This window comes from Lysinibacillus sp. NPDC097231 (genome assembly GCF_044761885.1).
GTDB lineage: Bacteria > Bacillota > Bacilli > Bacillales_A > Planococcaceae > Lysinibacillus.
In genome coordinates this window covers 1-26,131 of sequence record NZ_JBIWDH010000018.1, presented here as the reverse complement: position 1 = coordinate 26,131, position 26,131 = coordinate 1, and the positions used below count along the sequence as shown (strand labels likewise).

Here is a 26,131-nt window from a genome sequence, read left to right as displayed (position 1 = left end):
TTGGATTCAAAAGTGCTAGAGATAAAATAAAATAAAAATTCTCTTTACCATACTTGTACAGAATAGATATCATGAATTTTATTAAAAATAAAAGATTCCTTTTCCTTAATAAAACCATTTTTTTCAGCAACACGAATGGACGGTCCATTTTTAGGGTCAATAATACTTATCAATTTATCTTGTCCTAAACGATCAAATCCATATTTCATACAACTTTTGGCTGCCTCAGTTGCATATCCTTTGGACCAATGATTTTTATGGATATGGTAGCCAATTTCAACTTCCGTTTTCCCGTCGACTATTTGCTTGACTAAGCCACAATCTCCGATGATTTCCTGCGATTCTTTTAAACATACAGCCCATAAGCCATAACCATCTTCTCGATATCTCTGTTTATTTTTTTCAATCCAGTTTTTCGTTTGTTCTAAATTAAATGGTGACGGATAATATTTCATTGTTTCAGCATCTGAAAAGATTGAGTAAAGGATCATAACATCGTTATTATTGAACTCTCTTAAGATTAACCTTTCTGTTTCAATGATTATCAACCTTATTCCCTCCCTAAAATGTTTGTTAAGTATTATGCAAGGATTAAGTTGCCGTCTTGTTTTAATCAATAAAAGGGTTCATAATCGTTAAAAATTCAAGTATCCTTTTGTTAATCGTTGACGATAGGCATTCTTCCCTTGTAGCCACAAACCGGACATGTAACAATACGTTCGTTCACAACACCTGTTTTGAATGCGAAGGCAAAATTTAATTTCGATAATTTAAAGCGACTACTACAAATCGGGCAAACAAAATGAGTGGTTTTTGTGTAATTTCCGGTATACTTATAAATAAATACAACAGCTAAAATCAAAACTAGTAGTGATTGAATAAGACCCAATATTAGATTCATCGCCTGCTTTCCTCCTTCTTAGGAGCAACTATTTTTATATAATTTAAAACCTCCGAAATTTGATCTGTTATTCATTTGAGATAAGCTCTTTATCATTACTGAAATACTTTGCATCATCCATCTTTAGAATAGCCATGATTGCTTCTTTAAAGATTGCTATATTCAGTGTATAATCCTTAATTATTTCAAGCTACATTAGGCGGAATTACTCCTGAAATAAGTAGAACAAAGAATATTAATCCAATTAAAAAAGAATATAATTGAAGCGGTAAATATAGGACCTATTTTAAAAGTGAACTCTTCTCTTTTCAAAACAATGCCTGTTTGCCCACTAACTTGAGAATTAAATAACCTGCTCAATGATCCTCCACTACTTGAAAAGTAAAACGTTCCCCCAGCAAAAGCCATCCCCGTGAAAAACATTACTTCGATAAATCTTACAGAGAAAAATGAAGCAATATAATACGTAATAACAACTTCTACAATAAATGCTACTATCATAATAATCAAATTTTTTCTACTCATATAAACCCCTCCCCTTTTAATTTTATCCCACATTAATAGCAGTAATTTATCTGTACCGAAAGTGAAGCGTCAGGTACAAGACTCTCACTTCAAAAGTCATCGAAAGCAAAGAAGTTAGGTGGTAGACTTACTCCCGTCATAGCACAATTGGTGAAGTTTATTAAGTGTGAAAACCCCCACTTATTAGTTTCACTTTATGCTCCTAACTCTGTATACGATTAAATCTGATCAAAGTTCCAATTTAACTTTATTATCCAATTTGTTTTTTAAAATTCTACCTCTATCCCAACAAGTATTATTCTACTAAAAAGGGGGATTTTCCTTCTATATTAGATATTTGCTCTAATAAAAAAGCTTGTTAATAAGGATTGGCGTTGAGTTACAAGCCATCATTAACACGCCTCCTCAGCAAAGTAATAAAATACTTACTTAAACTAAAGAAGCAAATTCTTTTTAATTTTAAAATAGAGTTGCTTTTTTGTTGTTTAAGAAGGAATTCAGGTGAACTTTGTATTTAAACTTCATTTCAACTATACAGATATAAATATAATTTCCTTTCTTTTCAAATAAAAATGATTGCACGATGTTTCATATGTGTATATAATGTAATTATAGACCATATACAATATATACATATTGATGTGAGTAATTATGTGTAAATCGTTCTTAACACTCTTTAGAGAGTTTGAATTTATTAAATACTTAAAATGATGAAGCATGAGATGAGAGGAGACATGTTTTAAATGATAGGCACAAAAAAAACTCATAATATTAATCTAGCAAAACGCTGGATGATCGCTATTGGTATATTTTTAATTGTTCAACTGATCTTTATCGCCGTTGATGGCACTTTCCTGGAGCCAAAGATGAACGATAGTGGTAACTTATTTGCGAGGAGTGCAAGGTGGATTTTGGACTTGAAGCTCTTTACTGAATGGTTTGCCCCTTACTCCTTTCCATTTTTTAATATGGTCGTGACAATTCATGTCACTGCTCTACTGTTTCAAGCGGTACATGATATTATTACAAGTATATTTTCAAAAAATAAAGAAGAGGGATCAGTATGCAAATAATTATTTCCAACAGTTCAAAGGATCCGATTTATGAACAAATTACAAATCAAATTAAATCGTCTATTTTAGCAGGTGAACTACAGGAGGGGACAGCAATACCTTCCATGCGTAACCTAGCAAAGGATTTACAAATTAGTGTTATCACGACGAAACGTGCCTATGAGGAATTGGAGAAAGCGGGCTTTATTTATTCCATTGTCGGAAAAGGGTCTTTTGTCGCTGAGCAAAATTTAGAGGTTATAAGAGAGAAGAAGCTGAAGGTCATTGAGGAGCAGCTGAGTGTGGTCATAACGAATAGCAAAGAAATTGGCCTGTCACTTGATGAGCTACAGCAATTATTGAAGATTTTATATGAGGAGTGAAATGAATGGAAAATGTGATTGAATTAATAAATGTAACGAAGAAATTTAAAGGTTTTTCTGTTGAAAATATTAATTTACAAGTGAAGCAGGGTTTTGTAACTGGATTCATTGGAGCAAATGGAGCCGGTAAGTCGACAACGATAAAAATGATGATGAATCTATTAAAGCCGGATGCCGGAGAAGTTAAGCTTTTCGGGTTGGACTACAAGAAGCATGAGAAAGCGATCAAGGAGCGCATTGGGTTTGTATATGATGGCAACATATTTTTTGAAGGGCTCAACTTAAAAGATATAAAACGTATAGTTGCACCAGCTTACGAAAACTGGGATGATGCATTATTTTATCAATATATTGAACAATTCGAATTACCGCTTAATAAAGCGATAAAAACTTTCTCAAAAGGAATGCAAATGAAAGCATCATTGTCGATCGCACTATCGCATCATGCAGAGCTAATCATCATGGACGAACCCACAGCAGGCTTAGATCCCATTTTTAGACGAGAGCTTTTAGATCTCTTACAGGAATTAATGGTTGATGGTAATCGTACCATTTTCTTCTCTACGCATATTACAACAGATTTAGATCGTATCGCTGATTATATAGCTTTTATTCAAAGAGGGGAATTAGTATTTAATCAGTCCATTCACGACATAGCTGAAAACTATGCGCTCGTTAAAGGAGGATTGGATCTTCTGGACAGAGATACCGAAAAGGCCTTTGTTCACGTTCATCGTGCATCAACAGGATTTGAAGCATTAACCAATAATATTAAAGCTGTGAAAAATACTTTCGGAGACACAGTTATCATTGAACGCGCATCTTTAGAAGATATCATGTATTATGTTAAAGGAGGAATACACTATGTTTAATTTAATCAGGCGTGATGCCATATTACAGAAAAGGCAAATACTAATTATTATTCCTTTAATCGTAATCTTTATCATTATGGATAAACATCCATCTTTTACGTTTCTCATAGCAAGTATTATTATTCCTTTTAATACATTTGCTTACGATGAAAAAGTTGAGACCAATATATTACTCAATTCCTTACCTTACACACGTATGGAAATTATCGCATCACGCTATATTGGTGCTATCGTTTATATGATTGCATCCATTGGTGTGACAAGTTTAGCATTATTTATTTTCAAAAAACCGTTTACGATGACTGATATTGCGATTGCGATTAGCTTATTCTTATTATTTGTTTCGTTTACTTTCCCATTATTTTACATATTTAAACAAGGGTATATTTCAATGGTTATATTTATTAGCTTTATCCTGTTAGCAGCTATCGGACCGGCTATTGTGTCGTTTTTAGCTGAACACTTAACTGCAATAACAGATTTTATTACCAATTTATCTATCCCGACTTTATATATCGGAGTGACACTTGTTATCATGGTATGTTATTTTATTTCTTGGGGGATTACCACTGTTATTTACCAACGAAAAGCGTTCTAAGTAGGTTCTTTAATTTAACTTTAAACTGTGTTAAATTTTGATGTTGATCATTTAGTAAATAGTTGGGGAACCTGAGTCAATCTGGTTCCCTGTCCTTAATTCTATTAGCCTAAAATCTCCAATTTCTTTTATAAAAGCAAGTGTTTTTTCAAATAATATGGGCTGAATCTCAGGATATGTTAGGGATATTGGTAGACTGTTAAAAAGTCTTACTTTATCAATTCAATTTTCATTTCCCACCTCATATAAAGAGCTAATCTGATTAAAGAATACTTTTATTAAGCAACTAAAGCCCTCTGTTAGTTGAAATAATATCTAGTATAATTGCATCCCAATAAAGAATACTAAAAGCAAAAATGAAAATAAGTAATGTAGCTATAGCTTTTGGTAATTTACCATAAAAATATATTAATGCAATACCGATTAGTGTATGTACAACAGAAAAAAGAATAAAACTCATTTACCACACCCCTACCTTGATTTAACCATTCTCCTTAATTAAACAATAAGATTTTCTTAAAATTAAAATGTCCTGTTCGTTTAATAATTCCTAAAATCAGATTCATTCGGATAAATACTTCCATTTACTATAACTCAAATACCAAAAACTCCCATCATCCATTAATAAGGGTTTATAGGATATGCTCATTCATCCAAAACCACCTTTTTCTATTAGTGTAAAGTTACATAAATACAAATTTTAAGTCCACTCATCAAGGATGTGGTTTTTATGGATGATTAAACGAAGCCCCCGTTAGTGAACTACCCAAAGCTACCCGACATATTGAAGAATTAACTGATATAATGCTATGGAAAGCCCTAAAATACTCGCTTTCATTTTAGATGGATGATTTCTTTTACTACGAAACAAGTAAAACAAGACTACTATAAATCCCAAGGGAATCCATAGCTGAAAGACACCTTCTTTTGTACTCCAAGAAAAAATCGGAGTAATATAAGTGCTAATTAGAAAGTAAAAGAAAATCGTAAAACGTCTTGTTTCTAATTGCTTACTCCACCTTATTAAAAAGAAAATAATAATTATTGCGATAATCGTAATGTGTAAAGGGGGTAGAACAATAGCAACGTCCCCAAATTTGAATTCCATTCTGCATTACCCTCCTTTTTTATAGTGTATCATTTACATTTCTTGTATTAATAAGCCAAAGAAGTTTTCCATTGACAACTGTCGAACAGTTCCCTATTTGAGACATTCTTCGAAATATTATATTGTGCTTCAGTAGATTAGCGTATTATTTCATCATTACTTCATCTGAATATTACAAATTTTTCACGATGGATTTTACGGGGTTTTCTACACTAGTTATGGTGAATTAAAACGGGCCATCGCAAACTGGATATATTACTACACTCACAACCGAATCAAAGGAAAGTTCCATCGTAGTCTAGTTCAGTACCACGAAAAATTTGCTGCATAGAAAGGACAAAAGTCATTATGGAACTTCATAAACTACAAAAATTGAAAGTAATAGTAGATCGACCAATAGGCTATAAGGATGATTTTGATATGTCTATCCGATAAATTATGGTTACGTACCTGGAATCATTGGTGGCGGCGGAGAGGAACAGGATGCCTATATCCTTTCAAATAAGATTAAGGGCCAATTGATGAAATTACAGGTAAACTAATCGCAATTGTCCATAGAAATAATGATATTGAGAAAAATGGGTCGTTACTTCAGAGGATGAAAATTACACAAAAGAACAAATTAGAGAACAAATAAATTTCATGGAACAATGGTTTGATTCAAAAATTGAGCTTTTAAATTAAAATAACGGAGAGGAAAAACTCCTCTCCGAAATAAGTCTAACTTTTGGGGTTCACTACAAGCGAGGAATCCCACCATTCAATCCTTATATTATTACCTGAATACAAACCCTTATCGTACCTAATATTACTTCGAATCATCCATCTTCAGAACAGCCATGAATGCTTCTTGAGGTACTTCGACTGATCCTACTTGCTTCATACGTTTTTTACCTTCTTTTTGTTTATCAAGAAGTTTACGTTTACGAGAGATGTCCCCACCGTAACATTTTGCTAATACGTTTTTACGCATTGCTTTAATCGTAGAGCGTGCTACAATTTTTTGTCCAATTGCTGCTTGAATTGGTACTTCAAATTGCTGGCGTGGGATTAATTCTTTTAATTTTTCTACGATGACTTTACCACGCTCGTAAGCAAAGTCACGGTGTACGATAAAGCTTAGTGCATCGACTTGCTCACCATTTAATAAAATATCCATCTTCACAAGTTTTGAAGGTTGATAGCCAATGAGTTCATAATCGAATGAAGCGTAGCCCTTCGTATTCGATTTTAAATAGTCGAAGAAATCATAAACGATTTCTGATAATGGCATTTCATAAATAATGCTCACACGTGATGTATCAATATAATCCATTGTCATGAAATTACCACGCTTCAATTGACAAAGCTCCATTACAGCTCCTACATAATCGTTTGGCACCATAATTGTTGCTTTTACATATGGCTCTTCCACTCGATCAATTTTTTGAGGGTCAGGCATAAATGAAGGGTTATCAACGTTGATTGATGTACCGTCCGTCATATGGACATTGTAAATAACAGAAGGCGCTGTTGTAATTAAATCAATGTTAAATTCACGTTCAATACGCTCCTGAATAATTTCCATATGTAGAAGCCCTAAGAAGCCACAACGGAAACCGAATCCAAGTGCTTGTGATGTCTCTGGTTCATATTGTAATGCTGAGTCATTAAGCTCAAGTTTTTCTAATGCTTCACGTAAATCATTATATTTGGCTGTATCAATCGGATATAAACCACAATAAACCATCGGATTTAAGCGACGATAACCAGCTAATGGTTCAGTCGCAGGGCGATTGGCAAATGTTACTGTATCCCCCACACGAGTATCGCCCACATTTTTAATAGATGCTGTTAAATAACCTACGTCCCCAACTGTTAATTCAGCCTGTGGTACCACTTTCGGTGTATGTACCCCAACTTCAACTACTTCAAATTCTGCGCCGGTCGCCATCATTCGAATCTTATCGCCAGGTTTTACAGTACCATTGACAACTCTAATTGAAATAATAACACCTTTGTAGGCATCATAAATTGAATCAAATATAAGGGCTTGTAGCGGTGCATCTGGATCACCAGTTGGTGCAGGAACCTTTTCTACAATCTGCTCTAAAATATCCTCAATACCGATTCCTGCTTTAGCAGAAGCTAATACCGCTTCAGATGCATCTAAACCGATAACATCCTCTACTTCTTGACGTACGCGTTCTGGGTCTGCTGCTGGTAAATCGATTTTATTGATAACTGGTAAAATTTCTAGATCATTATCAAGTGCTAAATAAACATTTGCTAGTGTTTGTGCTTCAATACCTTGCGCTGCGTCCACAACTAAAATAGCACCTTCACAAGCAGCTAAACTACGTGATACTTCATATGTGAAATCGACGTGTCCTGGTGTGTCGATTAAATGGAATGTATACACTTCGCCATCTTTCGCTTCGTACTTTAATTGTACCGCATTTAACTTAATCGTAATGCCTCGCTCACGCTCTAAATCCATTGAGTCAAGGAGCTGTGCTTTCATTTCACGGGAAGTTAATGATTTCGTTTGCTCTAAAATACGGTCAGCAAGCGTTGATTTCCCGTGGTCAATATGTGCAATTATAGAGAAATTTCGTATATTCTCTTGTCTTTTTAAACGTCCTTCTCGGTTCATCTTTTCCACTCCTAATTAAACTATAATGAATTATACTATGAACCTTATATAAACCACAACATTAGAACGGTATCAATTACGCCATAGCGTGATTGCCGCTGTCATGTTAGATAAACTTCGTGTCTGTATTGTGAATTATGCTAAAATCAGCAGAGGGTTGACGCGATGCCAGACATTTAGGTAAAGCCACAGGACATAGCGTTTTTACAGATTCAGATCAATCAACAGCTATAATAAATCCTTAAAACAAATTAGCCAGTTACACCCCATTGCGTGGTGTATGCTGGCTATAGTTTACTTCGACTTTTTTCAAGCTGTAGTATCTACCGATTGTTGAATAAGATTCGTAAGGGTATCAATCCCTTGTTGTACTAGATGAACGCCATCTGGAGCAAAAAACTCTGGATGGTCAATGGCAGCAGCGTGCCAATCGATTAGAGTAATATTTTCATGCTCTTGCGCTTTTTGTTGTAGAGCATAATTCACTTTACTTTCCCAAGAACGTGGTACCCGCGTATTTACTAAATAAATATCGGCATTGGAGAAAGCTTCAATTAGGTTATCAATCTGGTCATTAGTAAAATAACCATTTGTACCAAGTTGAATAATTACTGCTTTATCTGGCTGATTAAAACCAGCATAATTCGGCGCCAGTTTGACAGCTTGAGAAACTTGGCGACCAATTTTCCCATCAATTGTAATTTCAGGATAGACCTCTTGTAAACTTGTAGCAATATCTATCATAACCGAATCCCCAATGGCTAAAATTCCATTATAAGATTCATTCGTAGTAATAGTATTTGTATCATTTTGTTCCTGCTCAGGCTCTTCTATTTTCTGTTGGGAACTAGTGTTATTTTTTTCACCCTTAGTATTGGATGGGTCGCTTTCTGATGGTTCATGTTCTTTTACAAAATCATTCTGTGGAGAAGTTTGTTCCCCACCATTTATTTTAATGTTTGTTGGGTGGGACTCTATAGTTTCTGTTTTTTCTTCCCCTACAACACCTGTCATCCCAGTAAAAAACACTAGGAGGGATAGTGGTATAAGGACTGTCGAAATTTTTCTACTTAGTGAAAAACTTCCCCATGTATTTTTATTAACAACAAAGTACTGTCGATAATATGAACGGAATCCCTCTTTACGTATAGGCATTTCGATAAAACGATATGATAATTCAGCAACAATCAAGATAAGAATTAACTGTAAAGTAACACGCCAGTACAGTGGATTACCTATTTCTTGGATTGGCGTACTCAACACTATAATCGGATAATGCCAAAGATAAATTCCATACGATCTTGATCCAATCCAACGTAGAGGCTTCAAAGATAATATATTCCCTAAAAAACTAACTGGATGACAAACACATGCAATTAATATAGCTGCATTTATACAAAATAGAAACATACCTCCTCTATATAAGAAGGTTTGATATTCATCTACAAAAATAACACTTAAAATGAAAATACTAAAAGCAACCATACCTATGCTATTTAGTTTATTGACATGTTCAGTTGATAGTTTTTCAGACGATAGTCTTTTCATCGGCCAAACGAGGGCTAGCCAACAGCCTATTAGTAATTCAAAGGAACGTGTATCAGTCCCGTAATATACACGGCTTGGATCAGCACCTGGCTCATACAGTATACCCATTAACACGGCTGAACCTATTGTTCCTGTAAAGATCAAAACCGCTAACTTTCTTTGCTTTTTAACAATATAAAGCCCAAGCATAAGCAGAATCGGCCATATCAGATAAAATTGTTCTTCAATTGCTAGAGACCATAAATTTTTTAAAGGTGAAGGGGATCCAAAACTATCAAAATAAGAGAGTTTATGAAAAATGAACCACCAATTGCTTGAATAAAAAATAGAGGATATTGCATCTCCCCGCAACGTATTAAGGAGTTCTTTATGGAAGAGTGTAGCCCATGCGAATGAAGTAATAATCATTACATATGCAGCTGGTAGTAAGCGACGAAACCGCCCAATCCAAAATTCTCCCAATCCTACAGTTAACTGATTTCCTTTTAAAGGTAAGATTGTAGAGGTGATTAAGTAACCTGATAAAACAAAAAAGATATCAACTCCAAGGAACCCCCCACTGGCCCAGGTGAAGTTAAAATGGTAAGCAATAACAGCTAGTACTGCTAAAGCTCTAATCCCGTCGAGTCCAGGGATATAACGATGTTTGAGTGTCTTGCCTGACATAATATTCCTTCCTCCAATAAACGATAAACCTTCTCAATAATATTAAACTTTAGTAAAAACCAAACATCGTCTCCTTTTCCCAACTAATCATCATGTCGTTCACTTATATGAATGACGGATGGGTAACTATAAAAGTTTAGATAAAATAATATATTTAGATAGGATTTTATATTCGATATCCTAAAAATTACTTGTCGCTCAAGTCATTCATTACACATCGTCATAAAAATCTCTCTTTTATCACAAAAAACAAGACAAACAACTCTTTATATGTATAGGTTGCAGTACATTATTTAAATTTTTCTGTTTCATCAAAAAAGCATTAGCGATTCTCAACTTTAGCCAACTCGAAAATTATAAGACAAGAAATGAACAATTTAAAGGCATAATAATCTTTTTTTCTTAAAAATTTCTGGAAGTTTTGTTAACAGTTGCTCATTAGTTCCAATACTTATGACGACACACAAAAATGGCCAAAAGAAGGTTCATATAACAAACCATCTTCTCGCCATTTCTAATATGTCAAAATAGTAATCTCTTACTTATACTAACCTTGTTTTTCTATAATAAAAGATTTTGCTATGGCCTTTCCTATTACAGCAATTGTACGATTTAACTCTTCTTCAGTATTATCGATTCCACCTAGTTCAATTAAAATCATTTCTTTTGCTAAATCCTGATTATAACGGCCATCTACATTATCACCACTTTTAGAAATAACACCCCTAGAAATCTTTGGCACAATTTCATTCATAGCGGCAGATATACTTTCTGCATAGGCAGTATTCCATCTATAATTCTTATGCTCTGCCCCAACGACAATGGCAATCCGTGCATATGATTCATTGTTGTGTGTTATCGTTGTCGCATTTTTCTTGGCAGAATCTCGATGCAAATCAATGACTAAATCATAGGATTGTTCTTGTAAACGTTTTGATAAAAAAGGACGCGCTGTATTGTAGGCATCCGGAAAAAGTTTCCCTTGAAGTTTCAGTTCTTTCATCACATCAACTTCTAAAACATCTGTTTGTATACCGTTCATGCTAAAATGCTTGGAAATAGCTTCATGTAGACTATAAATATTTGTTTTTTCATCATAAACGGCAGCTTCTTTCCCACTAACAGCTTTTACCATCGGTTGATATGATTCCTGTGAATGCGTAAATAATAACAATACTTTAAAAGGATTAGAATCTTTTGTCTCTTCTTTTGTCTGCTCTAGTACACTTTGTTCAGCTAAATTAGTAGCTGCAAACACGACTGGATTATCCTCTGGTTGTTTAAGCGGAGTCGATGCTTGCTTGTTGAACGGAAGTTGCCCAGCAATGACAGGTAATACGAAGAAGAACAATAATAAACCAAATGACCACTGTAGTTTTTTTAGCAAAGTCACACCCTCCTCCACATATCGTATGGAGGGGATGTGTCTTTTAGAACGAAAAAAATTATAGATTATTTGCCCACTTCATAAGCATAGATGAAACGAGTTTTGCATACTTATCTATCCAATAATCCGCTTCCTTTGGCGTAACCATCAGCTGTGTATGCGAGCCTGCAAAAGTCTCTTCAAACAATTGCTGACGCTCCTCTTTCGACCAAGTTGCCCACTCACCGAAGATAGGCTTTACTAAAGACATATCTACTTCTTTATTGATATCTGGTTGCCAAGATGACAATGACAATTTTGATGACGGCTTACTCCGTTCTTCAACACGTGCAGCTATAGAACGTATCATGTTCTCTACAGCATCTGCGATTAATACTGGTGCATCGACAACTGTTGGGATACCAATTGCTGTAACAGGAATGCCTAGCATTTCATATGAAATTTCCTTACGCTGATTCCCTACACCTGAACCTGGGTGTATCCCCGTATTCGTTAACTGAATTGTCTTACATAAGCGATTGCTTGCTCTTGTCGCCAGTGCATCGACAACAATGATTAATTTTGGCTGTAACCGTTCTGCTAACGCGGCGACAAATTCACCTGTTTCATAGCCTGTTTGTCCTGTTACACCCGGAGCGTACATGACAAATTTTGCATCAATCACATCAAGACTATGCAAATGATCAATAAGATATGGTCCTATAGCATCGGGTGTAATAGTACGATTACCCAGACCAATAATTAAAATCTTGTCATCTTCTTTCCATGACATTGATTCATGCATTTTTTTAAAATTCACAAGCAATTCATTCTCAAGCTGTTCAAAACCATCGTGATCGTTAAGATTCAGGGTTGGTACGGAAAGGGTAATATATTGACCTTTCTTTTTACCGATTTGCTTTTCACCTTCTGCACTCACTAGCACATCTGTGATTTTTACTCGACCTGCATTCCGATCTTCAATTTGAACACCATTCGACTGTTCAAGTGTTTCTTTTTGCTCTTTCGTTTGATGTAAGACAACCTCTTCAGATTCATCAATTAAATCCGTACGTTGCCAATTTAAATTTTGCATATAGTTCACCTCAACTTGTAGTCTGTTCAAACTGTCAAGTAAATATTCTTTGCATTTATCTATTGCAATTTAGCCTAGCGTTTGTTAAAATGATTTTTGTTGTATTGACACAAGAATCAATGAGAAGATATCATCTCGTACCTAATTTAGGAGGTGAAAGATATGCCAAACATTAAATCTGCAATTAAACGCGTAAAAGTTAACGAAAAAGCTAACCTTGCTAACTCTCAAGCTAAATCTGCAATGCGTACTACAGTGAAAAAAGCTGAAAACGCTGTTGCTGCTAAAGCTGAGAACGCACAAGAACTTTTACAAGCAGCTTACAAATCATTAGATAAAGCAGCTTCAAAAGGACTTATCCACAAAAACGCGGCGGCTCGTAAAAAGTCTCGCCTTTCTAAAAAAGCGTAATTGTTTTAAAGGATCAGTATACTCTATTATGAGTAGCTGATCCTTTTTAATTAAAAGAGCTGTCAAATACATAACTTTTGACAGCTCTTTGTTATATCTAATTTTCAAAGTCGTCGCAACAAGAAAAGTTCTAAATAACGTTCTCGATTGCCCCCTGCCGTTTTCAGCAGTAAATCAACTTCTGCTAATTGATATAATGCCTTTAGTAAACTTTCCTCTGAAGGACGATTACGCTGCTCTACCATCAACTTAACACGATATGGATGTATTTTTAAATTTTTTGCAATTTGTTGAGGGTGATAACCCTTTTTCAATAAGTAAAATACATTGGACATTGTACGTACATTTGATGCAAGCAATCCAACTAACATGATTGGCTCTTGCTTTTGGCGTAGTAAATCGTGATAAATCGACAATGCTCCTACAGAATCATTTGCAAAGTAAGCATTTAACATTTTAAAGGCATCTTGCTCTAATGTTTTTGCCACTAAATCTTCAACTAATGTAGCAGTAATTTCACCACCCTCACCTAAATAAAGAGTTAACTTCTCAATTTCCATTTGTAGCTGCAGCATGTTAGGTCCAACCATTGCGATAAGCTGCTCAATGGCATTTTGTGTTATGCTGTTGCCTTCTGATTTGACAAGACTTTGAATCCACACAGCTAAATCCTGCTCTTTTGGTGTTTCAGCCTGGACTAATAATGCATGTTCCTTCATAATTTTAGTCACTTTTTTACGTTCGTCCAATTTTTCATAAGGCGCGATAAAAACTGTTACCGAAAAATCGGATGGATTTGCAAGCCAAGTCTCAAGGCGCTTTACATCATGATTGATTTTCTCCTTGCCCTTTTCAGTTGCCTTTAAAAAAGATGCGTTTTTTGCAATGACCAACTTTCGTTCAGAGAAAAAAGGAATTGTATCTGCTTCATCCATCACGACATCCACTGGCTCTTCTTCCAAATCAAATGTCGACATTTCTATCTCTTCTTCTGGCCCCATCACTTCTTTTAAACGTTTAATTGTTTCATCTATAAAATAGCTTTCCTCCCCGACGAGTAAATAAACTGGTGAGAGCTCTCCTTTGTTGATTTTGTTCCAAACCGTCGATATCATAATTTTCCCTCCATCTAGCAATACTACTAGTATACATGATTTGAATTCCGTTGTGACTTTGACCGAATTGTGTCTATTCCTTGCCACATGATGAATTCTCCTTTTCGATATAGCTTTTATGAAAATGATGTCTTATAATAAATAACAGAATTGGAGGGATAACAATGAATCCATTTGAAGGAAAAAATGTACAATGCAGACGTAACGAGGCAATCGATTCTGGTGTCGGTTTCGGTGTATCATTCGGAGTTTTCACAGTTATGTTTATTATCGCAGCAATAGTAGAATTCGTATCTAAATAATTAAACGTAATGTATGGTGGAAAAGGATCTTGTCAATGGACAAGGTCTTTTTCCTTTTGGACTAACCAACTATTTCCACGAATTCGTACTTCAATCGAACCATCTATTCCAGTTGTTAAAGTAGATAAATTTCGACTTGTAAAACGCTCTACTACTTCATTATGTGGATGACGATAGCGATTATTGAGCCCAGCGCTGAAAATAGTCAATTCAGGCCGTAATAGCTCCACAAATGGCTCAATACTTGATGTTTTGCTGCCATGATGTCCTGCCTTTAATAACATCAGATTCGCTAATTGAGTATCATAGAGCTTGATAAGCTGCCGTTCACCATACTCCTCTAAATCACCTGTGAATAATGCCCGAAAGGTTCCCTGTTGCAAATACAACACAATTGAATCATCATTCCCTTCGTATTGGGTGTCATGAGGCCATAAATAATAAAAGCTTGTTTTTCCTATGTGCCACGATGTACCTTGCATCTTTTCCTTCACTGGGACCTTTTGCTTTTTGGCTTCCATCATCAGATCACGCATGACGGGCTCATCCATTGAACCAGGAGTGACGTGAATTTCATGTACGTTTATCTCTTGTAAAACCTCCTCAGCCCCCTCTACATGATCAGCATCGGCATGGGTGACGATAAAAATATCAATACTTCGTATCCCTTTCCCTTTTAAAAACGGTACAACAACCTGTCTCCCGACCTCATATGGACTATCTGAAGTCTTCCATAACTCCTGTTCAAAGCGCAATAAGCCCCCAGAATCAACAACATAAACAGCCCTTCTAAATGGTAATTCAATGATTGTACAATCACCCTGACCAACGTTTAAAAACGTTATCTTCGTTTCATTAAATAGCATCGGAGATAGATGAATACATAATGCTGGGGCAAGTAACACAACTGTAAATTTGTCATATTGCTTTGTCTCTAAAAAATAGAAGCCTGCTAACACGCCTATCATTGCCACACAAATAAGCCATATAGTAGGCTTTCCTGGTGACCATAGCTGAAACGGCAACTCCTGAAGATATAAAATGAACTTCGTTAGCCAAACACGTAATGGCTCGTATACGCTAAACAAAACCTTTGCTATAGGAAGTGAAATAAACGTTACTACAAGCAAGACAATATTAAAAGGTAAAATAACTAAAGAAAACAGTGGCACAAAAATAATATTTGCTAAAAATGAAGAAATGGAAATTTCATAAAAATGATGGAGTAATAATGGATATACAAGAAGTTGACACACAAATGTAATAAAAAAGGAGCGCATAAGCCAACTCGTTGATTGTCTAACAATGACTCCTGAATAGACGAGACTAACCGTTGCTAAATATGACAATTGAAAGCCGACCTGATAAACGATACCTGGCTCAAGCAGTACAAAGCCTATAAAGCTAATAGCTAGGGCATCATCAATAGATATATGCCACTTAGCGTAGCGCATCAGCATGATTAATTCAACGACAGATACTGCACGCCAGACGGAAGGAGCACCACCAGCTAACACCCCGTATATAGGTAAAATAATGAGTAGCACTAAGGTGGCCATTTCTTTCCTTACGCCGATACGTAAAAGACCCTCAAAAAATAACCATGATACAAGAGCCACATGTAGTCCAGAAATGGCAAATAGATGTGTGATGCCTAGCTTTTGATAGGCTCGTTGAAGCTCATTTTCTACATTATCCTGTAATCCTATTAGTAGTGCTTGTGCTTCTGCAACCAGTGGCTGCGGGAAAGTAGTCTCAATATGTTTTTTCATAAAATATCTCTGTTTGCCAAGAAACGAACGAATGGATTTCTGCTCTTCGACAAATGTCCAACTTGAAATTTCAAATATTCCACTTGCACCTTTACTTCTTAAATATTTCTCCATTGAAAACGCATAAGCATGTGCAGGTGGTAGTGGTGCAACAAGTTCTCCTTGTACAAGGTAGGTTAAACCTGTTAATGATATGTTTTCATAAAAGTCTTTCTCTTGTTCTGAGGAGAAAGTATAGACGACATACAGCTTCTCGCCTGTTTCAGTTTTTACAAAGCCAAGGAGTTTTTGTCCATTTATTTTATATTCACTTGACCAAGTTATAGGAAATGATGACGGTAGAGGAGAGGGTTCCGTCAGTTGAAATATTACAATGAAGGAATAGGAAAGACATCCAACGGCTATTATAAGAGCTGAAATAAAGCGCGTTTCACCTTTCAAGATAAGCCACAATGCGAATAACAAGAGGATGATGAGTAGCCAAGCTGACTTGTGTGCCGCTATTGAAGCTACAAGTACAGCAAGTGCTACGTATATCCATTTATGCTTTAGAGCTTTTTGCCAAATAATACACTCACCTTCTGTTCATATGGGAGCAATTTTTCAGCAGGCATACCACTCTCACGGAGTTCGTTTAGCATGTCTAGGTACAAGGCTAATTTTTCGTCCTTTAAAAAGTCGATTTTACGTTCATCAAATGGGACATGAACGACTTGCACACCTGCTTTTTCAAATAATTCCTGTGCATATGGGTTATTTTTATAATCTGTGGCATAATACACGCGTTCAATACCTGCTTGAATAATAGATTTAGTACATGGTAGACACGGGAAATGTGTCACATATAAATCTGCACCTTTTGTAGGCGTACCATATTTAGCACATTGCAGAAGTGCATTCATTTCAGCATGCACTGTACGTACACAATGATTGTCAACAACGTAGCAACCTTTTTCAATACAATGCTCATCACCTGTAATTGAACCGTTATAGCCTCCTGCAATAATTCGTTTATCCCGAACAACGGTTGCTCCTACTGCTAGTCTTGTACAAGTACTACGTAATGCGAGTAAATGGCTTTGCGCCATGAAAAATTGATCCCATGTAATTCGCTCCATATGACTACCTCCAAAAGTTTACTTACTCTCAATAAACTGCGCTTTCTTTGCTACAGTCACTTTTCTACTATAGTGTAGCCCTTTTTGAAAAGGGTCGTCAATATCACAGAAAACTTGCCTGATCACTTTACTATAATAGAATCCTTTAGTCTCTCAAATGTTTTCTCACCAATTCCACTTACTTTTTTTAAATCCTCAATTGATTTAAAGTCACCATTCTCCTCACGAAAGGAGATAATACTTTGAGCCTTTGACAGACCAATGCCCGATAAAGTCGTAAGAGTTGCTTCATCTGCTTTATTTAAATTGACCTTTTGTTCTTTCAGGCCATTATTACTTTGCGATTTTTCGTTAGTAGGCATCGTTAGGATATTAGAGGTGGTGTCTTCTAGCTTTTCACCCTTAATAGGAATGTAAATAATCATTTCATCCTGAACTTTTTGGGCATGATTAATGAGTTGTGTCTCAGCATCCTGCGTATAGCCACCAGCGAGCTGTACAACGTCTTTTATACGTTGATCAGGCTGTAACTCATAAACACCTGGATACATAACAGCACCCTTTATTTCGACAAATACCTGTTGTATGACCGCTTCATCCACAGTATCTAACATTTCATGTTGTTCAATAGGCTGGATTGTTTCGATGAGCTCTTCTTGGGGAGGTGAAGAGTCAGAACTCGAAAAATAGAAGTAACAAAGTCCACTGATTACAAGTATGCCAGGAAGCAACATACTTTTTTTGTACTTTTGCCATAAAGATTGGATCATCCATAACATCCTTTCCTCTGCAAAAGGTAATCATATGGAGTCTATTTCATCTTACAATATCATTCTTGTATTGAAAAGATAATTTATCTGCATCTCTGCAAGGTGTGGGACTAGCCCATTAGATCTATCTGTCGATTCGATGGTACTATCCATCGCTTGGGCTTTTCTATCCGTCTGTTCGATAATTCTATCTGTCACTTCGGCTCTTCTATCCGTCACTTCAGCATTTCTATCCGATTAAAATGTAAAAACAGCTTGCTGGTTAGTTTACCAACAAGCTGTTTTGTTATTTCACCGCGCGGATAAAAATGCGTTCACTTTCATATTCAGGGGCCTCGTCTGTGAAATCCGCTGTTACTTCCACATGTTTAAAGCCAATCGCTCGAAGCCATGTCATATATTGCTCAATTGAGAATGTTCGTTGGATATGCTCTTCGTCAAAGCGTTCATACAAATTACTCTCTGCATCACGCACATAAAACGTCATTTGATGAACAACGGAATGTTCGAAATCTCCAGGCTCCGTATGCCATACATAACTAATGTCGCCATTGTCAAACGTAAATGGTCCATCTAAAAAAATATCATTCATTTTAAATAACGAATGTACGTCAAAAAACAGCAGACCTTCATCTCGTAAAGCATCATAAATCCGTTCTAACGTAGAGTATACTGCGTTTTCCTCCACTACATAATTTAGTGAATCAATAGCAATCGTTACAACATCTAGCCCATTAAAGCCATCTAATTCATCCATTGACATACAATATAGTGGCACATGTAAACCTGCATCAGCAAAGCGCTCAGCGGCAATCGAGAGCATATCTTCTGATAAATCAATTCCACTCACCTTGTAACCAACCTGTGCAAGTGACAGACCAAGCACACCTGTACCACAGCCGATATCTAAAAGACGTGGAAATTGATTGCTCGGTGCATGCTGTAAAACCCATTCCACATAAAGATTGTAAGGGATATCGGTTTGTAGCTCATCATATACGTGTGCAAATCGTTCGTAACTACTCACTTAAGCCTCTGGCATGTCTAGCTGCGGTGCATCGCCCCATAGACGTTCTAAGTTATAATAAGCACGTTCATCTTTATGGAATACATGCGCCACAACATCTCCTAGGTCTACAAGAACCCAACGTGCTCCATCAAAGCCTTCTACACGACGAATTTCATACCCCTCTTTTACTGCTACGTCTTGTAATTCACGTGCGATTGCTTGCACTTGGCGGTCAGAATTACCATGAGCAATGATAAAGTAATCCGCTAGAAGTGAAATGCCTTGCATATTTAAAACGACAATATCCTCACCGTGTTTGTCGTCAATTGCTTTGTAAGCTGATTGTAATAAAGTTGAAGTCATCCTTCACTGTCCTCTCTTTTTATCGTATCGTTATAACATTCTATTGATAATGGATAAATGGGCTGCTTTGTGTCAATTAAAAATGCCAATGTATGGCGTACACAAGCATTCATCGCTTTATCTAAATTTTTCTGTGCTTTTTTTCGCAGACGATCAACGCCGTCATATTTACGATTCGGTTCAATCATATCTGCAACAAAAATTATTTTTTCTAAACGACTCATGCCAACGCGTCCTGTTGTATGAAATCGAATAGCATTTAACATATCCTTATCTGTAATGCCAAATTCACTTTCTGCGATATAAGCACCTACTGGACCATGCAGTAATTCACTACCCCAGCCAATTAGACGTGCATCTAATTGTTCATCACGGACGATTTGCTCCATCCATTCAATATCTGCATATTTCGCAATATCGTGAAGGATGGCTGCTGTCTCAGTTTTTTTCTCGTCCTCACCATATAATTTAGCTAGCTCTATGGCCGTTTCCATTACGCCAATGGTATGAATATAGCGTTTCTCAGGCATGCGTGGCTTAATCGCCGCTAAGTACTGTTCGCGTTCCATAAAGACCTTCCTCTCGTATGAACGTCTCTACCACTTCTGGTAGTAAAAAAGTAACCGTTCCTCCAGTGGCAAGGCGTTCACGAATCAATGTGGACGATAAATCGATTTGGGGAACCTCCACCATTAATATAGGGTACTCTGTTATGGCCTCTGTTCCTGGACGCTTTACCCCTACAAATTGTACAAGCTTTACCAAATCATCAATACGATACCATGTGTGAAGCGCATCAATCATGTCGCCTCCAATAATAAAGTAGAATATTGTATTCGGTTCTCTTTTACACATTGTAGAAAGTGTCTCATATGAATAGGATACGCCACCCTTCTCTACCTCATACGATTCCACAGAAAAATGCGGATATGGACTTATTGCACGCTTTACCATTTCAAGTCGTTCGACATCACTGGCATCATGACGTGCGAATTTATGTGGTGGTAAGGCATTTGGCATAAAACGAACTTCATCTAAATCCAATGCATGAAGTACTTCATTAGCCATCATTAGGTGCCCATTATGTGGTGGATTAAATGTTCCTCCCAGTAAACCGATCCTTTTCATCGTCTCACCTTATTTCGTTGCTTTTGGTAATACAATCTTTTTATGATTACGTGATTCTTTATATAAAACAACTGTCAGTCCAATTAATTGTACAAGCTCTGCATGGGCACCTTTAGCTAATGCTTCAGCAACGTCATGCTTTTCCTCCTCACAGTTATCTAAAATACGTACCTTAATAAGTTCTCGTACCTCTAATGCTTCACGAATTTGCTTCGTCATTTCGTCATTAACGCCGCCTTTTCCCACTTGGAAAATTGGTGTTAAATGATGTGCTTCTGCACGTAAAAAACGTTTTTGTTTACCTGTTAACATAAAAATTAATATCCTCCTAATTGCGCCTTCAGTTGCGCAACCATTGAATTTGTATTTGGGTATTCACCAAGCCAGTACTCAAAGGCAATGGCCCCTTGGTGAACGAACATTCCAAGACCCGTAACGACGGTTGCCCCTTTTTCTTCAGCAGCTTGTAAAAAAGGCGTCATTAATGGATTATACACAATATCAGCAACAATTGCGCCTTCTGCAAGACGTTCTAGTGAAAATGGCATTGAAAAATTCCCCGTAGCAAGCCCAGCCGATGTCATTTGCACTAAAATACTGAAATCAGCTAATGTTTCTTCTGCATCTGTTAGAGATATAGCACTACCTGTGCCCATTTCATCAACTATCGCTTGCGCATTTGCTACTGTGCGATTGGCAATGGTTAAATTCTTGTAGCCTTGCTGCTGCATCGCAAAAGCAATGCCACGGGCTGCACCGCCAGCACCAATTAGAAGAACTGGCTTGTCTTTATGTGACTTGCCAACTGCATCTTCAAGCGAGCGAACAAAACCAACACCGTCTGTATTATATCCTTTTAATTTACCTTCCTTTGTTCGGACAACCGTATTAACAGCCCCCATTTTTTGTGCCAACTCATCTAGCTCATCTAAATAAGGAATGATTGCTGTTTTATGTGGAATTGTAACGTTCCAGCCACTTGCACCTAACGTTTTCAAGCCAGTAACTGCTGACTCTAGGTTTTCAGATGATACGTGCACAGGAATATATGTCGCATCTATCGACTTTTCCTCAAACCAAGCATTGTGCATAGCTGGTGATTTTGAGTGCTCAATTGGATCACCCATAACCGCAAACCATTTCTTCATTTCCTAGTCCCTCTTCTCTACTTGTCTGACTATATTCTAAATTAGTGATGGACGAATTGAAACTTGTACACCTTTGGGCGCATAAGCTGCTACAACTACATTTGCATGCTGTACCGTAATCCAACCAAGACCAGAGAATACAACGTCTGTTTTGGCTTCTTTAATCGAGAACTCATGACGGACTAATTGTGGTAGCTGGTCTATAAAATCAGCTGTTGGAGGTGCAAGCAACTCCCCCTTATGCTCTGCATACAATGCATCTGCCTTCTCAAGCTTTGTACGATGAATTGGTAAGTCATTTGCCACATGGACCGTAAATGCCGAACGATCTCCTTGAATAAAATCAAAGCGAGCAAGGGCGCCGATAAATAATGTTTGTCCTGCATTTTGCTGATAAACTTTCGGCTTTATTTCTTTTTTAGGCATAATATATTTTAACTCGCTAGCGTCAATATGGTGTGCCATCTGATGATGATTAATAATCCCTGGTGTGTCATATAATGCACTACCATCATCTAATGGAATTTCAATCATATCTAAAGTCGTACCCGGGAAATGAGAAGTGGTAATAACCTCTCCCTCACCTGTAGCTTGCTTGATAATACGATTAATGAACGTAGATTTCCCAACATTTGTACAACCTACAACGTAAACATTTTGTCCATTACGGTACTCGTCAATAGCTTCCATCGCTTCAGCCATCCCTTTACCTTTATGGGCACTCACTAAAAGTACATCTATAGGTTGTAGACCAAGAGCCTTCGCTTCACGTTTTAACCAATTAATTACTTTTTTCGGTTTCACAGATTGCGGTAATAAATCGGCTTTATTTGCAATTAATAACACAGGATTTTTACCTACGAAGCGGTGAAGTCCTGGCAACCAGCTCCCATTGAAGTCAAAAATATCAACAATTTTTACGATTAAGCCTTGCTGTGTGCCAAGACCGTTTAATATGCGTAAAAAGTCGTCATCTGTTAATGACACTGGTTGAATTTCATTATAATTTTTCAAACGGAAGCAACGTTGGCAAATGACCACGTCTTTTTCTAATGATGATGGGGGGGCATACCCAACTGCTGTTTTATCTTCTGTTTGAATTGTTGTACCACAGCCAATACAATTTGGCATTTCGTTCATTCTTTTTCCTCCCAAGTAATGATTCCTTTTCGTTTTAAATCATTGAACACACGGCGCTCAACGAATCGATTGAATTTTGTTACGAGCCCATCTGATTGTGCAACCGGTTTTACTAGTACCGTATGCAAGCCTAAGCGATTTGCACCCATCACATCTGTTAGTAATTGGTCTCCTACCATTACTACTTCGTGTGGACGTAAACCTAATTGAATAATTGCACTATAAAAGGCATTACGAAGTGGCTTTCTAGCCTTATGAATATACGGAATACCTAGAGGCTCAGCAAAATGCTTGACACGTGCTTCTTTGTTATTTGACGCAATAATAACACGAATGCCTGATTCTTTCATAATGCGAAGCCAAATAATAAGCTCTTCCGTTGCATCTGCACGGTCCCATTCCACAAGCGTATTATCTAAATCCGTAATGATACCTTTTATACCTAATTCTTGAAGCTTTTCAGGTGTAATTTCAAAAATACTCGTCACAAATTCATCTGGTAATAAAAAATTATACAAAATAGCGACCCCTAATCTAAACGTATTATTCGACCATTATAGCATATTTGCAAAGGCTTCACCCATTCGAATTGGGCTTCCTTGTACAACATTATCCGTAAATTCAATTGCATCCTTTTCAAACAGCATTACTACTGTAGAGCCGAATGAAAAATAACCGACTTCTTCACCCTTACACCACTGTGATGTAGTATTCGTGAGTACAATTGAGTTTACAAAGGTAGCACCAACTTTAATAAACGCTACCTGTTGACTATTCGCCACTTTTAACTCTGTTACTAAACGATAATTGTGTGAAATTGGTTTTTTACCATATGTCAGACCAAGTTGATTTACAGGATAGGATTTTTGCCCAAGTGTATATTGTCTTAGCACTTCCCCATCGATTGGGCTATGGATACGATGATAATCAGCAGGACTCAAATAAAACACGATGAAATGTCCATCTGTATATTGTTCAGCACGTTCTGTATTGCCAAGTAAATCTTGTAATGCATAAGGCTTACCTTTTACAAGAAATGTCATATCCCATTCGATACGTCCAAATGATTCCACTTTCGCATCCACTGGACTTATGTAGGTTGTGGAATTTTGTTCAATTGGACGCGCATTTTCTAAAAGCTCTCTTGTAAAAAAGTCATGTAAACTTGAAAATTGTTGTTGTTTTTTTGAAACTTCTTCAAGGTTAATATCGTATACCTTCATGTAGCTAGGAATAATTCGTTTGCTCCACTTCGCCTTGGCAATAGTTTGCAAAATCTGGGAGGACTGCTTGCCATTTGTTAATTCAATCAAGCGTTGGTATAGTTTTTCTTTCATAAAGCAAAACCCCTATCTATTAATTTAGACTGTCAATTTTTTCGCATTCGAAGTATAATGGTACAATATCTTAAGTGCAAAGGAGTGATCCCCCTTGTTTTTTTATCACAAGTTGGTGGATACTACGGTTAAGAAAATGAAATCGCAAGCAGCAAACTTCATAACAATCAGTAATATGTCATTTGGTGGCGCGGCCATAATGGCTACACTACATGAATATTATAGCTACAGTGTCTTGTTTATCTTTATTGCAGCCCTTCTTGATCGCTATGATGGAAAGGTAGCTAGAGCACTCGGACAAGTGTCTGATTTAGGTAAACAATTAGATTCTATGAGTGATATTATATCATTTGGTGTTGCGCCTGCATTATTAATGTATGAAGTTGTCTTAGTCGACTTTGGTTATGTCGGCATGATGATGACAGTGCTGTATATCATCTGTGGTGCGATGAGATTAGCCCGCTTCAATATTAGTGAAACAAACGGCTATTTCACAGGGTTACCAATTACAGCGGCAGGTACGCTCTTAACTTTAACGTATTTTGCTTCTAATACGTTCCACCCGGCATTTTATCTTTTCCTTTTCCCAATTTTAGCTTTACTAATGATTAGTACATTTACGTTAAAAAAAGTGTAACAGCGCATTTGCTGTTGCACTTTTTTTCATTTAACGCAGTTTCATAACATATACTGTCGAAAAATGGGGAAAGGATGAAATCATTCAATGAGCGGAATTTTCACATCTATGTTGCAGTTATGGCTTGAGATCCCAGCATTACTTGGCTATTTAAAAGGGCAAACATTCCATAAACCCTTTTCAAAAGAAGAGGAAGCTGCTTGTATTGAACGATTTTTAGGCGGCGATGAGCAAGCGCGCCTCGATCTTATTGAGCGCAATATGCGACTCGTCGCACACGTTGTAAAAAAATTCCACCCAAAACACGAACAGCTTGATGATTATATTTCTATCGGGACTATTGGTCTTATGAAAGCCGTCGAAAGCTACACTCCTGACAAAAAAACTCGCCTTGCCACTTATGCTGCCCGCTGTATCGAAAATGAAATTTTAATGCATCTACGTACTCAGAAAAAAGTGCAAAAAGATGTTTCCTTATTTGAGCCAATTGGTACTGACAAAGATGGCAATGCCCTACAAATTCGAGATCTATTACAATGCGATGAAGAGAGTGCAACTGAAAAACTCGAACATAAAGAACATGTCGCACAACTATATCATTATTTGCATATGCTCGATGAACGTGAACTTGAGATAGTAACACTCCGCTATGGATTAAACCAGCAGGATGCACTTACACAAAAGGAAATCGCTGCACGTTTAAAAATTTCTCGTAGCTATGTATCTCGCATTGAAAAGCGAGCACTTATTAAACTCTATCAATTATATAAACGAGATCAAAAAACTATTGAATAATTTATTGTAAATTGATAATTGTAAAATTTCAATAATGCCATTACATTAACATCCACTTTATCTTGTACTTTTTATTACAAATTCCAGTTTTTCTAAAGTGAATGTCCTTCGAGTTCTACATCAATAAAAATTAGGCACCTCTCTTGTCATAACACAAAAAAGTTAATTTTACTCCTATCTTATATATGATTTGACATCCAGAACATATTTTCACGAAGATAAAAAAAGTCCCCTTGCGATCTAAAGTGTACCCTTTGTAAAGGACATTTTAAAAAAAGCTCTAGGCAACTTGAAGAAGATGATGTCTGTATTGTGCAGGTGTCATCTTTTTTAGGT

31 protein-coding genes and 1 pseudogene are annotated in these 26,131 nt (G+C 36.6%); 10 read left to right on the top strand and 22 right to left on the bottom strand.

The window, feature by feature from the left end; genetic code table 11:
• Positions 1-44 precede the first annotated feature (44 nt).
• The 3 genes from ACIQXF_RS12345 to ACIQXF_RS12335 all read right to left on the bottom strand — a co-directional run bounded on the left by ACIQXF_RS12345 (position 45) and on the right by ACIQXF_RS12335 (position 1,426).
• Positions 45-548 carry a GNAT family N-acetyltransferase gene (locus ACIQXF_RS12345; protein ID WP_402783257.1) on the bottom strand — a complete coding sequence of 168 codons (504 nt, stop codon included), beginning with the start codon at positions 546-548 and terminating at the stop codon, positions 45-47.
• Between the two features lie 110 nt (positions 549-658).
• On the bottom strand, positions 659-901 hold the full coding sequence (locus ACIQXF_RS12340) for a hypothetical protein (RefSeq protein ID WP_402783256.1): 243 nt from the start codon (positions 899-901) through the stop codon (positions 659-661).
• Between the two features lie 195 nt (positions 902-1,096).
• Positions 1,097-1,426: a hypothetical protein gene (locus ACIQXF_RS12335; RefSeq protein ID WP_402783254.1), complete on the bottom strand. Its 330-nt coding sequence runs from the start codon at positions 1,424-1,426 to the stop codon at positions 1,097-1,099.
• A gap of 743 nt (positions 1,427-2,169) precedes the next feature.
• Here ACIQXF_RS12335 and ACIQXF_RS12330 point away from each other — a divergent pair.
• Genes ACIQXF_RS12330 through ACIQXF_RS12315 form a run of 4 tightly spaced genes read left to right on the top strand, consistent with a single transcriptional unit; the run spans position 2,170 to position 4,331 of the window.
• Positions 2,170-2,499 (top strand): YfzA family protein, encoded by a 330-nt coding sequence (locus ACIQXF_RS12330; protein WP_402783252.1) that lies wholly within the window; start codon positions 2,170-2,172, stop codon positions 2,497-2,499.
• Complete coding sequence (locus tag ACIQXF_RS12325) at positions 2,490-2,861, top strand: GntR family transcriptional regulator (protein WP_402783250.1); 372 nt, start codon at positions 2,490-2,492, stop codon at positions 2,859-2,861. The genes ACIQXF_RS12330 and ACIQXF_RS12325 overlap by 10 nt, the downstream gene beginning before the upstream one ends.
• Before the next feature lie 5 nt (positions 2,862-2,866).
• The gene (locus ACIQXF_RS12320) at positions 2,867-3,733 is read left to right on the top strand and encodes an ABC transporter ATP-binding protein (RefSeq protein ID WP_402783248.1); all 867 of its coding nucleotides are present in this window, start codon (positions 2,867-2,869) and stop codon (positions 3,731-3,733) included.
• Positions 3,726-4,331: an ABC-2 transporter permease gene (locus ACIQXF_RS12315; RefSeq protein ID WP_402783247.1), complete on the top strand. Its 606-nt coding sequence runs from the start codon at positions 3,726-3,728 to the stop codon at positions 4,329-4,331. Before ACIQXF_RS12320 ends, ACIQXF_RS12315 begins: the two co-directional genes overlap by 8 nt.
• Positions 4,332-4,617: 286 nt before the next feature.
• Here the strand turns inward: ACIQXF_RS12315 and ACIQXF_RS12310 are convergent, their stop codons facing one another.
• Entirely contained in the window at positions 4,618-4,791 is a 174-nt protein-coding gene (locus tag ACIQXF_RS12310; protein WP_402783246.1) for a hypothetical protein, read from the bottom strand.
• 312 nt (positions 4,792-5,103) lie between these two features.
• On the bottom strand, positions 5,104-5,439 hold the full coding sequence (locus ACIQXF_RS12305) for a hypothetical protein (protein ID WP_402783244.1): 336 nt from the start codon (positions 5,437-5,439) through the stop codon (positions 5,104-5,106).
• 169 nt (positions 5,440-5,608) lie between these two features.
• Between ACIQXF_RS12305 and ACIQXF_RS23060 the strand changes: the two genes are divergently transcribed.
• Together ACIQXF_RS23060 and ACIQXF_RS12300 are read left to right on the top strand one after the other, a co-directional pair.
• Positions 5,609-5,770 (top strand): IS3 family transposase, encoded by a 162-nt coding sequence (locus ACIQXF_RS23060; RefSeq protein ID WP_483869729.1) that lies wholly within the window; start codon positions 5,609-5,611, stop codon positions 5,768-5,770.
• Between the two features lie 17 nt (positions 5,771-5,787).
• A pseudogene (locus tag ACIQXF_RS12300) lies at positions 5,788-6,123 on the top strand (inorganic pyrophosphatase).
• Positions 6,124-6,247: 124 nt separating this feature from the next.
• Here the strand turns inward: ACIQXF_RS12300 and lepA are convergent.
• The 4 genes from lepA to gpr form a co-directional block, all read right to left on the bottom strand.
• Positions 6,248-8,074 (bottom strand): translation elongation factor 4, encoded by a 1,827-nt coding sequence (gene lepA / locus ACIQXF_RS12295; RefSeq protein WP_402783243.1) that lies wholly within the window; start codon positions 8,072-8,074, stop codon positions 6,248-6,250.
• Positions 8,075-8,383: 309 nt separating this feature from the next.
• Positions 8,384-10,288, bottom strand: a complete 1,905-nt coding sequence (locus ACIQXF_RS12290; RefSeq protein WP_402783241.1) for an acyltransferase family protein — start codon at positions 10,286-10,288, stop codon at positions 8,384-8,386.
• Between the two features lie 547 nt (positions 10,289-10,835).
• Positions 10,836-11,681 carry a stage II sporulation protein P gene (spoIIP, locus tag ACIQXF_RS12285; RefSeq protein ID WP_402783240.1) on the bottom strand — a complete coding sequence of 282 codons (846 nt, stop codon included), beginning with the start codon at positions 11,679-11,681 and terminating at the stop codon, positions 10,836-10,838.
• Between the two features lie 52 nt (positions 11,682-11,733).
• On the bottom strand, positions 11,734-12,750 hold the full coding sequence (gpr, locus tag ACIQXF_RS12280) for a GPR endopeptidase (RefSeq protein ID WP_402783239.1): 1,017 nt from the start codon (positions 12,748-12,750) through the stop codon (positions 11,734-11,736).
• Between the two features lie 162 nt (positions 12,751-12,912).
• Between gpr and rpsT the strand changes: the two genes are divergently transcribed.
• Entirely contained in the window at positions 12,913-13,161 is a 249-nt protein-coding gene (gene rpsT / locus ACIQXF_RS12275; RefSeq protein WP_402783238.1) for a 30S ribosomal protein S20, read from the top strand.
• 104 nt (positions 13,162-13,265) lie between these two features.
• Here rpsT and holA read toward each other — a convergent pair whose 3' ends face one another.
• The gene (holA, locus tag ACIQXF_RS12270) at positions 13,266-14,276 is read right to left on the bottom strand and encodes a DNA polymerase III subunit delta (protein ID WP_402783236.1); all 1,011 of its coding nucleotides are present in this window, start codon (positions 14,274-14,276) and stop codon (positions 13,266-13,268) included.
• Between the two features lie 164 nt (positions 14,277-14,440).
• Here holA and ACIQXF_RS12265 point away from each other — a divergent pair, with 164 nt between their 5' ends.
• Entirely contained in the window at positions 14,441-14,578 is a 138-nt protein-coding gene (locus ACIQXF_RS12265) for a YqzM family protein (RefSeq protein ID WP_402783234.1), read from the top strand.
• A 32-nt stretch (positions 14,579-14,610) separates the two neighbouring features.
• Here ACIQXF_RS12265 and ACIQXF_RS12260 read toward each other — a convergent pair whose 3' ends face one another.
• The 12 genes from ACIQXF_RS12260 to ACIQXF_RS12205 form a co-directional block, all read right to left on the bottom strand.
• Entirely contained in the window at positions 14,611-16,791 is a 2,181-nt protein-coding gene (locus tag ACIQXF_RS12260; RefSeq protein WP_402783232.1) for a DNA internalization-related competence protein ComEC/Rec2, read from the bottom strand.
• Positions 16,792-16,898: 107 nt separating this feature from the next.
• On the bottom strand, positions 16,899-17,468 hold the full coding sequence (locus tag ACIQXF_RS12255; RefSeq protein WP_402783231.1) for a ComE operon protein 2: 570 nt from the start codon (positions 17,466-17,468) through the stop codon (positions 16,899-16,901).
• A gap of 122 nt (positions 17,469-17,590) precedes the next feature.
• Positions 17,591-18,238: a helix-hairpin-helix domain-containing protein gene (locus ACIQXF_RS12250; protein WP_402783229.1), complete on the bottom strand. Its 648-nt coding sequence runs from the start codon at positions 18,236-18,238 to the stop codon at positions 17,591-17,593.
• Positions 18,239-18,524: 286 nt separating this feature from the next.
• Positions 18,525-19,265 carry a class I SAM-dependent DNA methyltransferase gene (locus ACIQXF_RS12245; RefSeq protein WP_402783227.1) on the bottom strand — a complete coding sequence of 247 codons (741 nt, stop codon included), beginning with the start codon at positions 19,263-19,265 and terminating at the stop codon, positions 18,525-18,527.
• On the bottom strand, positions 19,266-19,610 hold the full coding sequence (rsfS, locus tag ACIQXF_RS12240) for a ribosome silencing factor (protein WP_402783225.1): 345 nt from the start codon (positions 19,608-19,610) through the stop codon (positions 19,266-19,268). It lies immediately after the preceding gene.
• Complete coding sequence (yqeK, locus tag ACIQXF_RS12235) at positions 19,607-20,179, bottom strand: bis(5'-nucleosyl)-tetraphosphatase (symmetrical) YqeK (protein WP_402783223.1); 573 nt, start codon at positions 20,177-20,179, stop codon at positions 19,607-19,609. Before yqeK ends, rsfS begins: the two co-directional genes overlap by 4 nt.
• Positions 20,148-20,738, bottom strand: coding sequence for a nicotinate-nucleotide adenylyltransferase (locus ACIQXF_RS12230; protein WP_402783222.1), 591 nt, complete (start codon positions 20,736-20,738; stop codon positions 20,148-20,150). The genes yqeK and ACIQXF_RS12230 overlap by 32 nt, the downstream gene beginning before the upstream one ends.
• A gap of 9 nt (positions 20,739-20,747) precedes the next feature.
• The gene (gene yhbY, locus ACIQXF_RS12225) at positions 20,748-21,050 is read right to left on the bottom strand and encodes a ribosome assembly RNA-binding protein YhbY (protein ID WP_402783220.1); all 303 of its coding nucleotides are present in this window, start codon (positions 21,048-21,050) and stop codon (positions 20,748-20,750) included.
• A 5-nt stretch (positions 21,051-21,055) separates the two neighbouring features.
• Positions 21,056-21,886: a shikimate dehydrogenase gene (gene aroE, locus ACIQXF_RS12220; protein WP_402783218.1), complete on the bottom strand. Its 831-nt coding sequence runs from the start codon at positions 21,884-21,886 to the stop codon at positions 21,056-21,058.
• A 36-nt stretch (positions 21,887-21,922) separates the two neighbouring features.
• A complete protein-coding gene (gene yqeH / locus ACIQXF_RS12215; RefSeq protein WP_402783217.1) occupies positions 21,923-23,026 on the bottom strand; it encodes a ribosome biogenesis GTPase YqeH in 1,104 nt (367 codons plus the stop codon).
• Entirely contained in the window at positions 23,023-23,547 is a 525-nt protein-coding gene (locus ACIQXF_RS12210; protein ID WP_402783365.1) for a YqeG family HAD IIIA-type phosphatase, read from the bottom strand. The genes yqeH and ACIQXF_RS12210 overlap by 4 nt, the downstream gene beginning before the upstream one ends.
• Positions 23,548-23,580: 33 nt before the next feature.
• Positions 23,581-24,363: a phosphatidylserine decarboxylase gene (locus ACIQXF_RS12205; protein WP_402783215.1), complete on the bottom strand. Its 783-nt coding sequence runs from the start codon at positions 24,361-24,363 to the stop codon at positions 23,581-23,583.
• A gap of 136 nt (positions 24,364-24,499) precedes the next feature.
• Between ACIQXF_RS12205 and pssA the strand changes: the two genes are divergently transcribed.
• Together pssA and sigK are read left to right on the top strand one after the other, a co-directional pair.
• Positions 24,500-25,000, top strand: a complete 501-nt coding sequence (gene pssA / locus ACIQXF_RS12200) for a CDP-diacylglycerol--serine O-phosphatidyltransferase (protein WP_402783213.1) — start codon at positions 24,500-24,502, stop codon at positions 24,998-25,000.
• Between the two features lie 87 nt (positions 25,001-25,087).
• Positions 25,088-25,795, top strand: a complete 708-nt coding sequence (gene sigK / locus ACIQXF_RS12195) for an RNA polymerase sporulation sigma factor SigK (RefSeq protein WP_402783211.1) — start codon at positions 25,088-25,090, stop codon at positions 25,793-25,795.
• Positions 25,796-26,131: the final 336 nt, after the last annotated feature.

What these genes read in the sequence shown, in the direction of transcription:
- gpr (WP_402783239.1), bottom strand. Translation starts at nt 12,750, where the DNA reads ATGCAAAATTTAAATTGGCAACGTACGGATTTAATTGATGAATCTGAA.
- ACIQXF_RS12265 (WP_402783234.1), top strand. Translation starts at nt 14,441, where the DNA reads ATGAATCCATTTGAAGGAAAAAATGTACAATGCAGACGTAACGAGGCA.
- ACIQXF_RS12330 (WP_402783252.1), top strand. Translation starts at nt 2,170, where the DNA reads ATGATAGGCACAAAAAAAACTCATAATATTAATCTAGCAAAACGCTGG.
- sigK (WP_402783211.1), top strand. Translation starts at nt 25,088, where the DNA reads ATGAGCGGAATTTTCACATCTATGTTGCAGTTATGGCTTGAGATCCCA.
- ACIQXF_RS12255 (WP_402783231.1), bottom strand. Translation starts at nt 17,468, where the DNA reads ATGGAGCGAATTACATGGGATCAATTTTTCATGGCGCAAAGCCATTTA.
- ACIQXF_RS12315 (WP_402783247.1), top strand. Translation starts at nt 3,726, where the DNA reads ATGTTTAATTTAATCAGGCGTGATGCCATATTACAGAAAAGGCAAATA.
- ACIQXF_RS12305 (WP_402783244.1), bottom strand. Translation starts at nt 5,439, where the DNA reads ATGGAATTCAAATTTGGGGACGTTGCTATTGTTCTACCCCCTTTACAC.
- rsfS (WP_402783225.1), bottom strand. Translation starts at nt 19,610, where the DNA reads ATGACTTCAACTTTATTACAATCAGCTTACAAAGCAATTGACGACAAA.
- yhbY (WP_402783220.1), bottom strand. Translation starts at nt 21,050, where the DNA reads ATGTTAACAGGTAAACAAAAACGTTTTTTACGTGCAGAAGCACATCAT.
- ACIQXF_RS12205 (WP_402783215.1), bottom strand. Translation starts at nt 24,363, where the DNA reads ATGAAAGAAAAACTATACCAACGCTTGATTGAATTAACAAATGGCAAG.
- pssA (WP_402783213.1), top strand. Translation starts at nt 24,500, where the DNA reads ATGAAATCGCAAGCAGCAAACTTCATAACAATCAGTAATATGTCATTT.
- ACIQXF_RS12310 (WP_402783246.1), bottom strand. Translation starts at nt 4,791, where the DNA reads ATGAGTTTTATTCTTTTTTCTGTTGTACATACACTAATCGGTATTGCA.
- ACIQXF_RS12290 (WP_402783241.1), bottom strand. Translation starts at nt 10,288, where the DNA reads ATGTCAGGCAAGACACTCAAACATCGTTATATCCCTGGACTCGACGGG.
- aroE (WP_402783218.1), bottom strand. Translation starts at nt 21,886, where the DNA reads ATGAAGAAATGGTTTGCGGTTATGGGTGATCCAATTGAGCACTCAAAA.
- yqeH (WP_402783217.1), bottom strand. Translation starts at nt 23,026, where the DNA reads ATGAACGAAATGCCAAATTGTATTGGCTGTGGTACAACAATTCAAACA.
- ACIQXF_RS12230 (WP_402783222.1), bottom strand. Translation starts at nt 20,738, where the DNA reads ATGAAAAGGATCGGTTTACTGGGAGGAACATTTAATCCACCACATAAT.
- ACIQXF_RS12325 (WP_402783250.1), top strand. Translation starts at nt 2,490, where the DNA reads ATGCAAATAATTATTTCCAACAGTTCAAAGGATCCGATTTATGAACAA.
- lepA (WP_402783243.1), bottom strand. Translation starts at nt 8,074, where the DNA reads ATGAACCGAGAAGGACGTTTAAAAAGACAAGAGAATATACGAAATTTC.
- rpsT (WP_402783238.1), top strand. Translation starts at nt 12,913, where the DNA reads ATGCCAAACATTAAATCTGCAATTAAACGCGTAAAAGTTAACGAAAAA.
- yqeK (WP_402783223.1), bottom strand. Translation starts at nt 20,179, where the DNA reads ATGGAACGCGAACAGTACTTAGCGGCGATTAAGCCACGCATGCCTGAG.
- ACIQXF_RS12320 (WP_402783248.1), top strand. Translation starts at nt 2,867, where the DNA reads ATGGAAAATGTGATTGAATTAATAAATGTAACGAAGAAATTTAAAGGT.
- ACIQXF_RS12335 (WP_402783254.1), bottom strand. Translation starts at nt 1,426, where the DNA reads ATGAGTAGAAAAAATTTGATTATTATGATAGTAGCATTTATTGTAGAA.
- holA (WP_402783236.1), bottom strand. Translation starts at nt 14,276, where the DNA reads ATGATATCGACGGTTTGGAACAAAATCAACAAAGGAGAGCTCTCACCA.
- ACIQXF_RS12340 (WP_402783256.1), bottom strand. Translation starts at nt 901, where the DNA reads ATGAATCTAATATTGGGTCTTATTCAATCACTACTAGTTTTGATTTTA.
- ACIQXF_RS12250 (WP_402783229.1), bottom strand. Translation starts at nt 18,238, where the DNA reads ATGATCCAATCTTTATGGCAAAAGTACAAAAAAAGTATGTTGCTTCCT.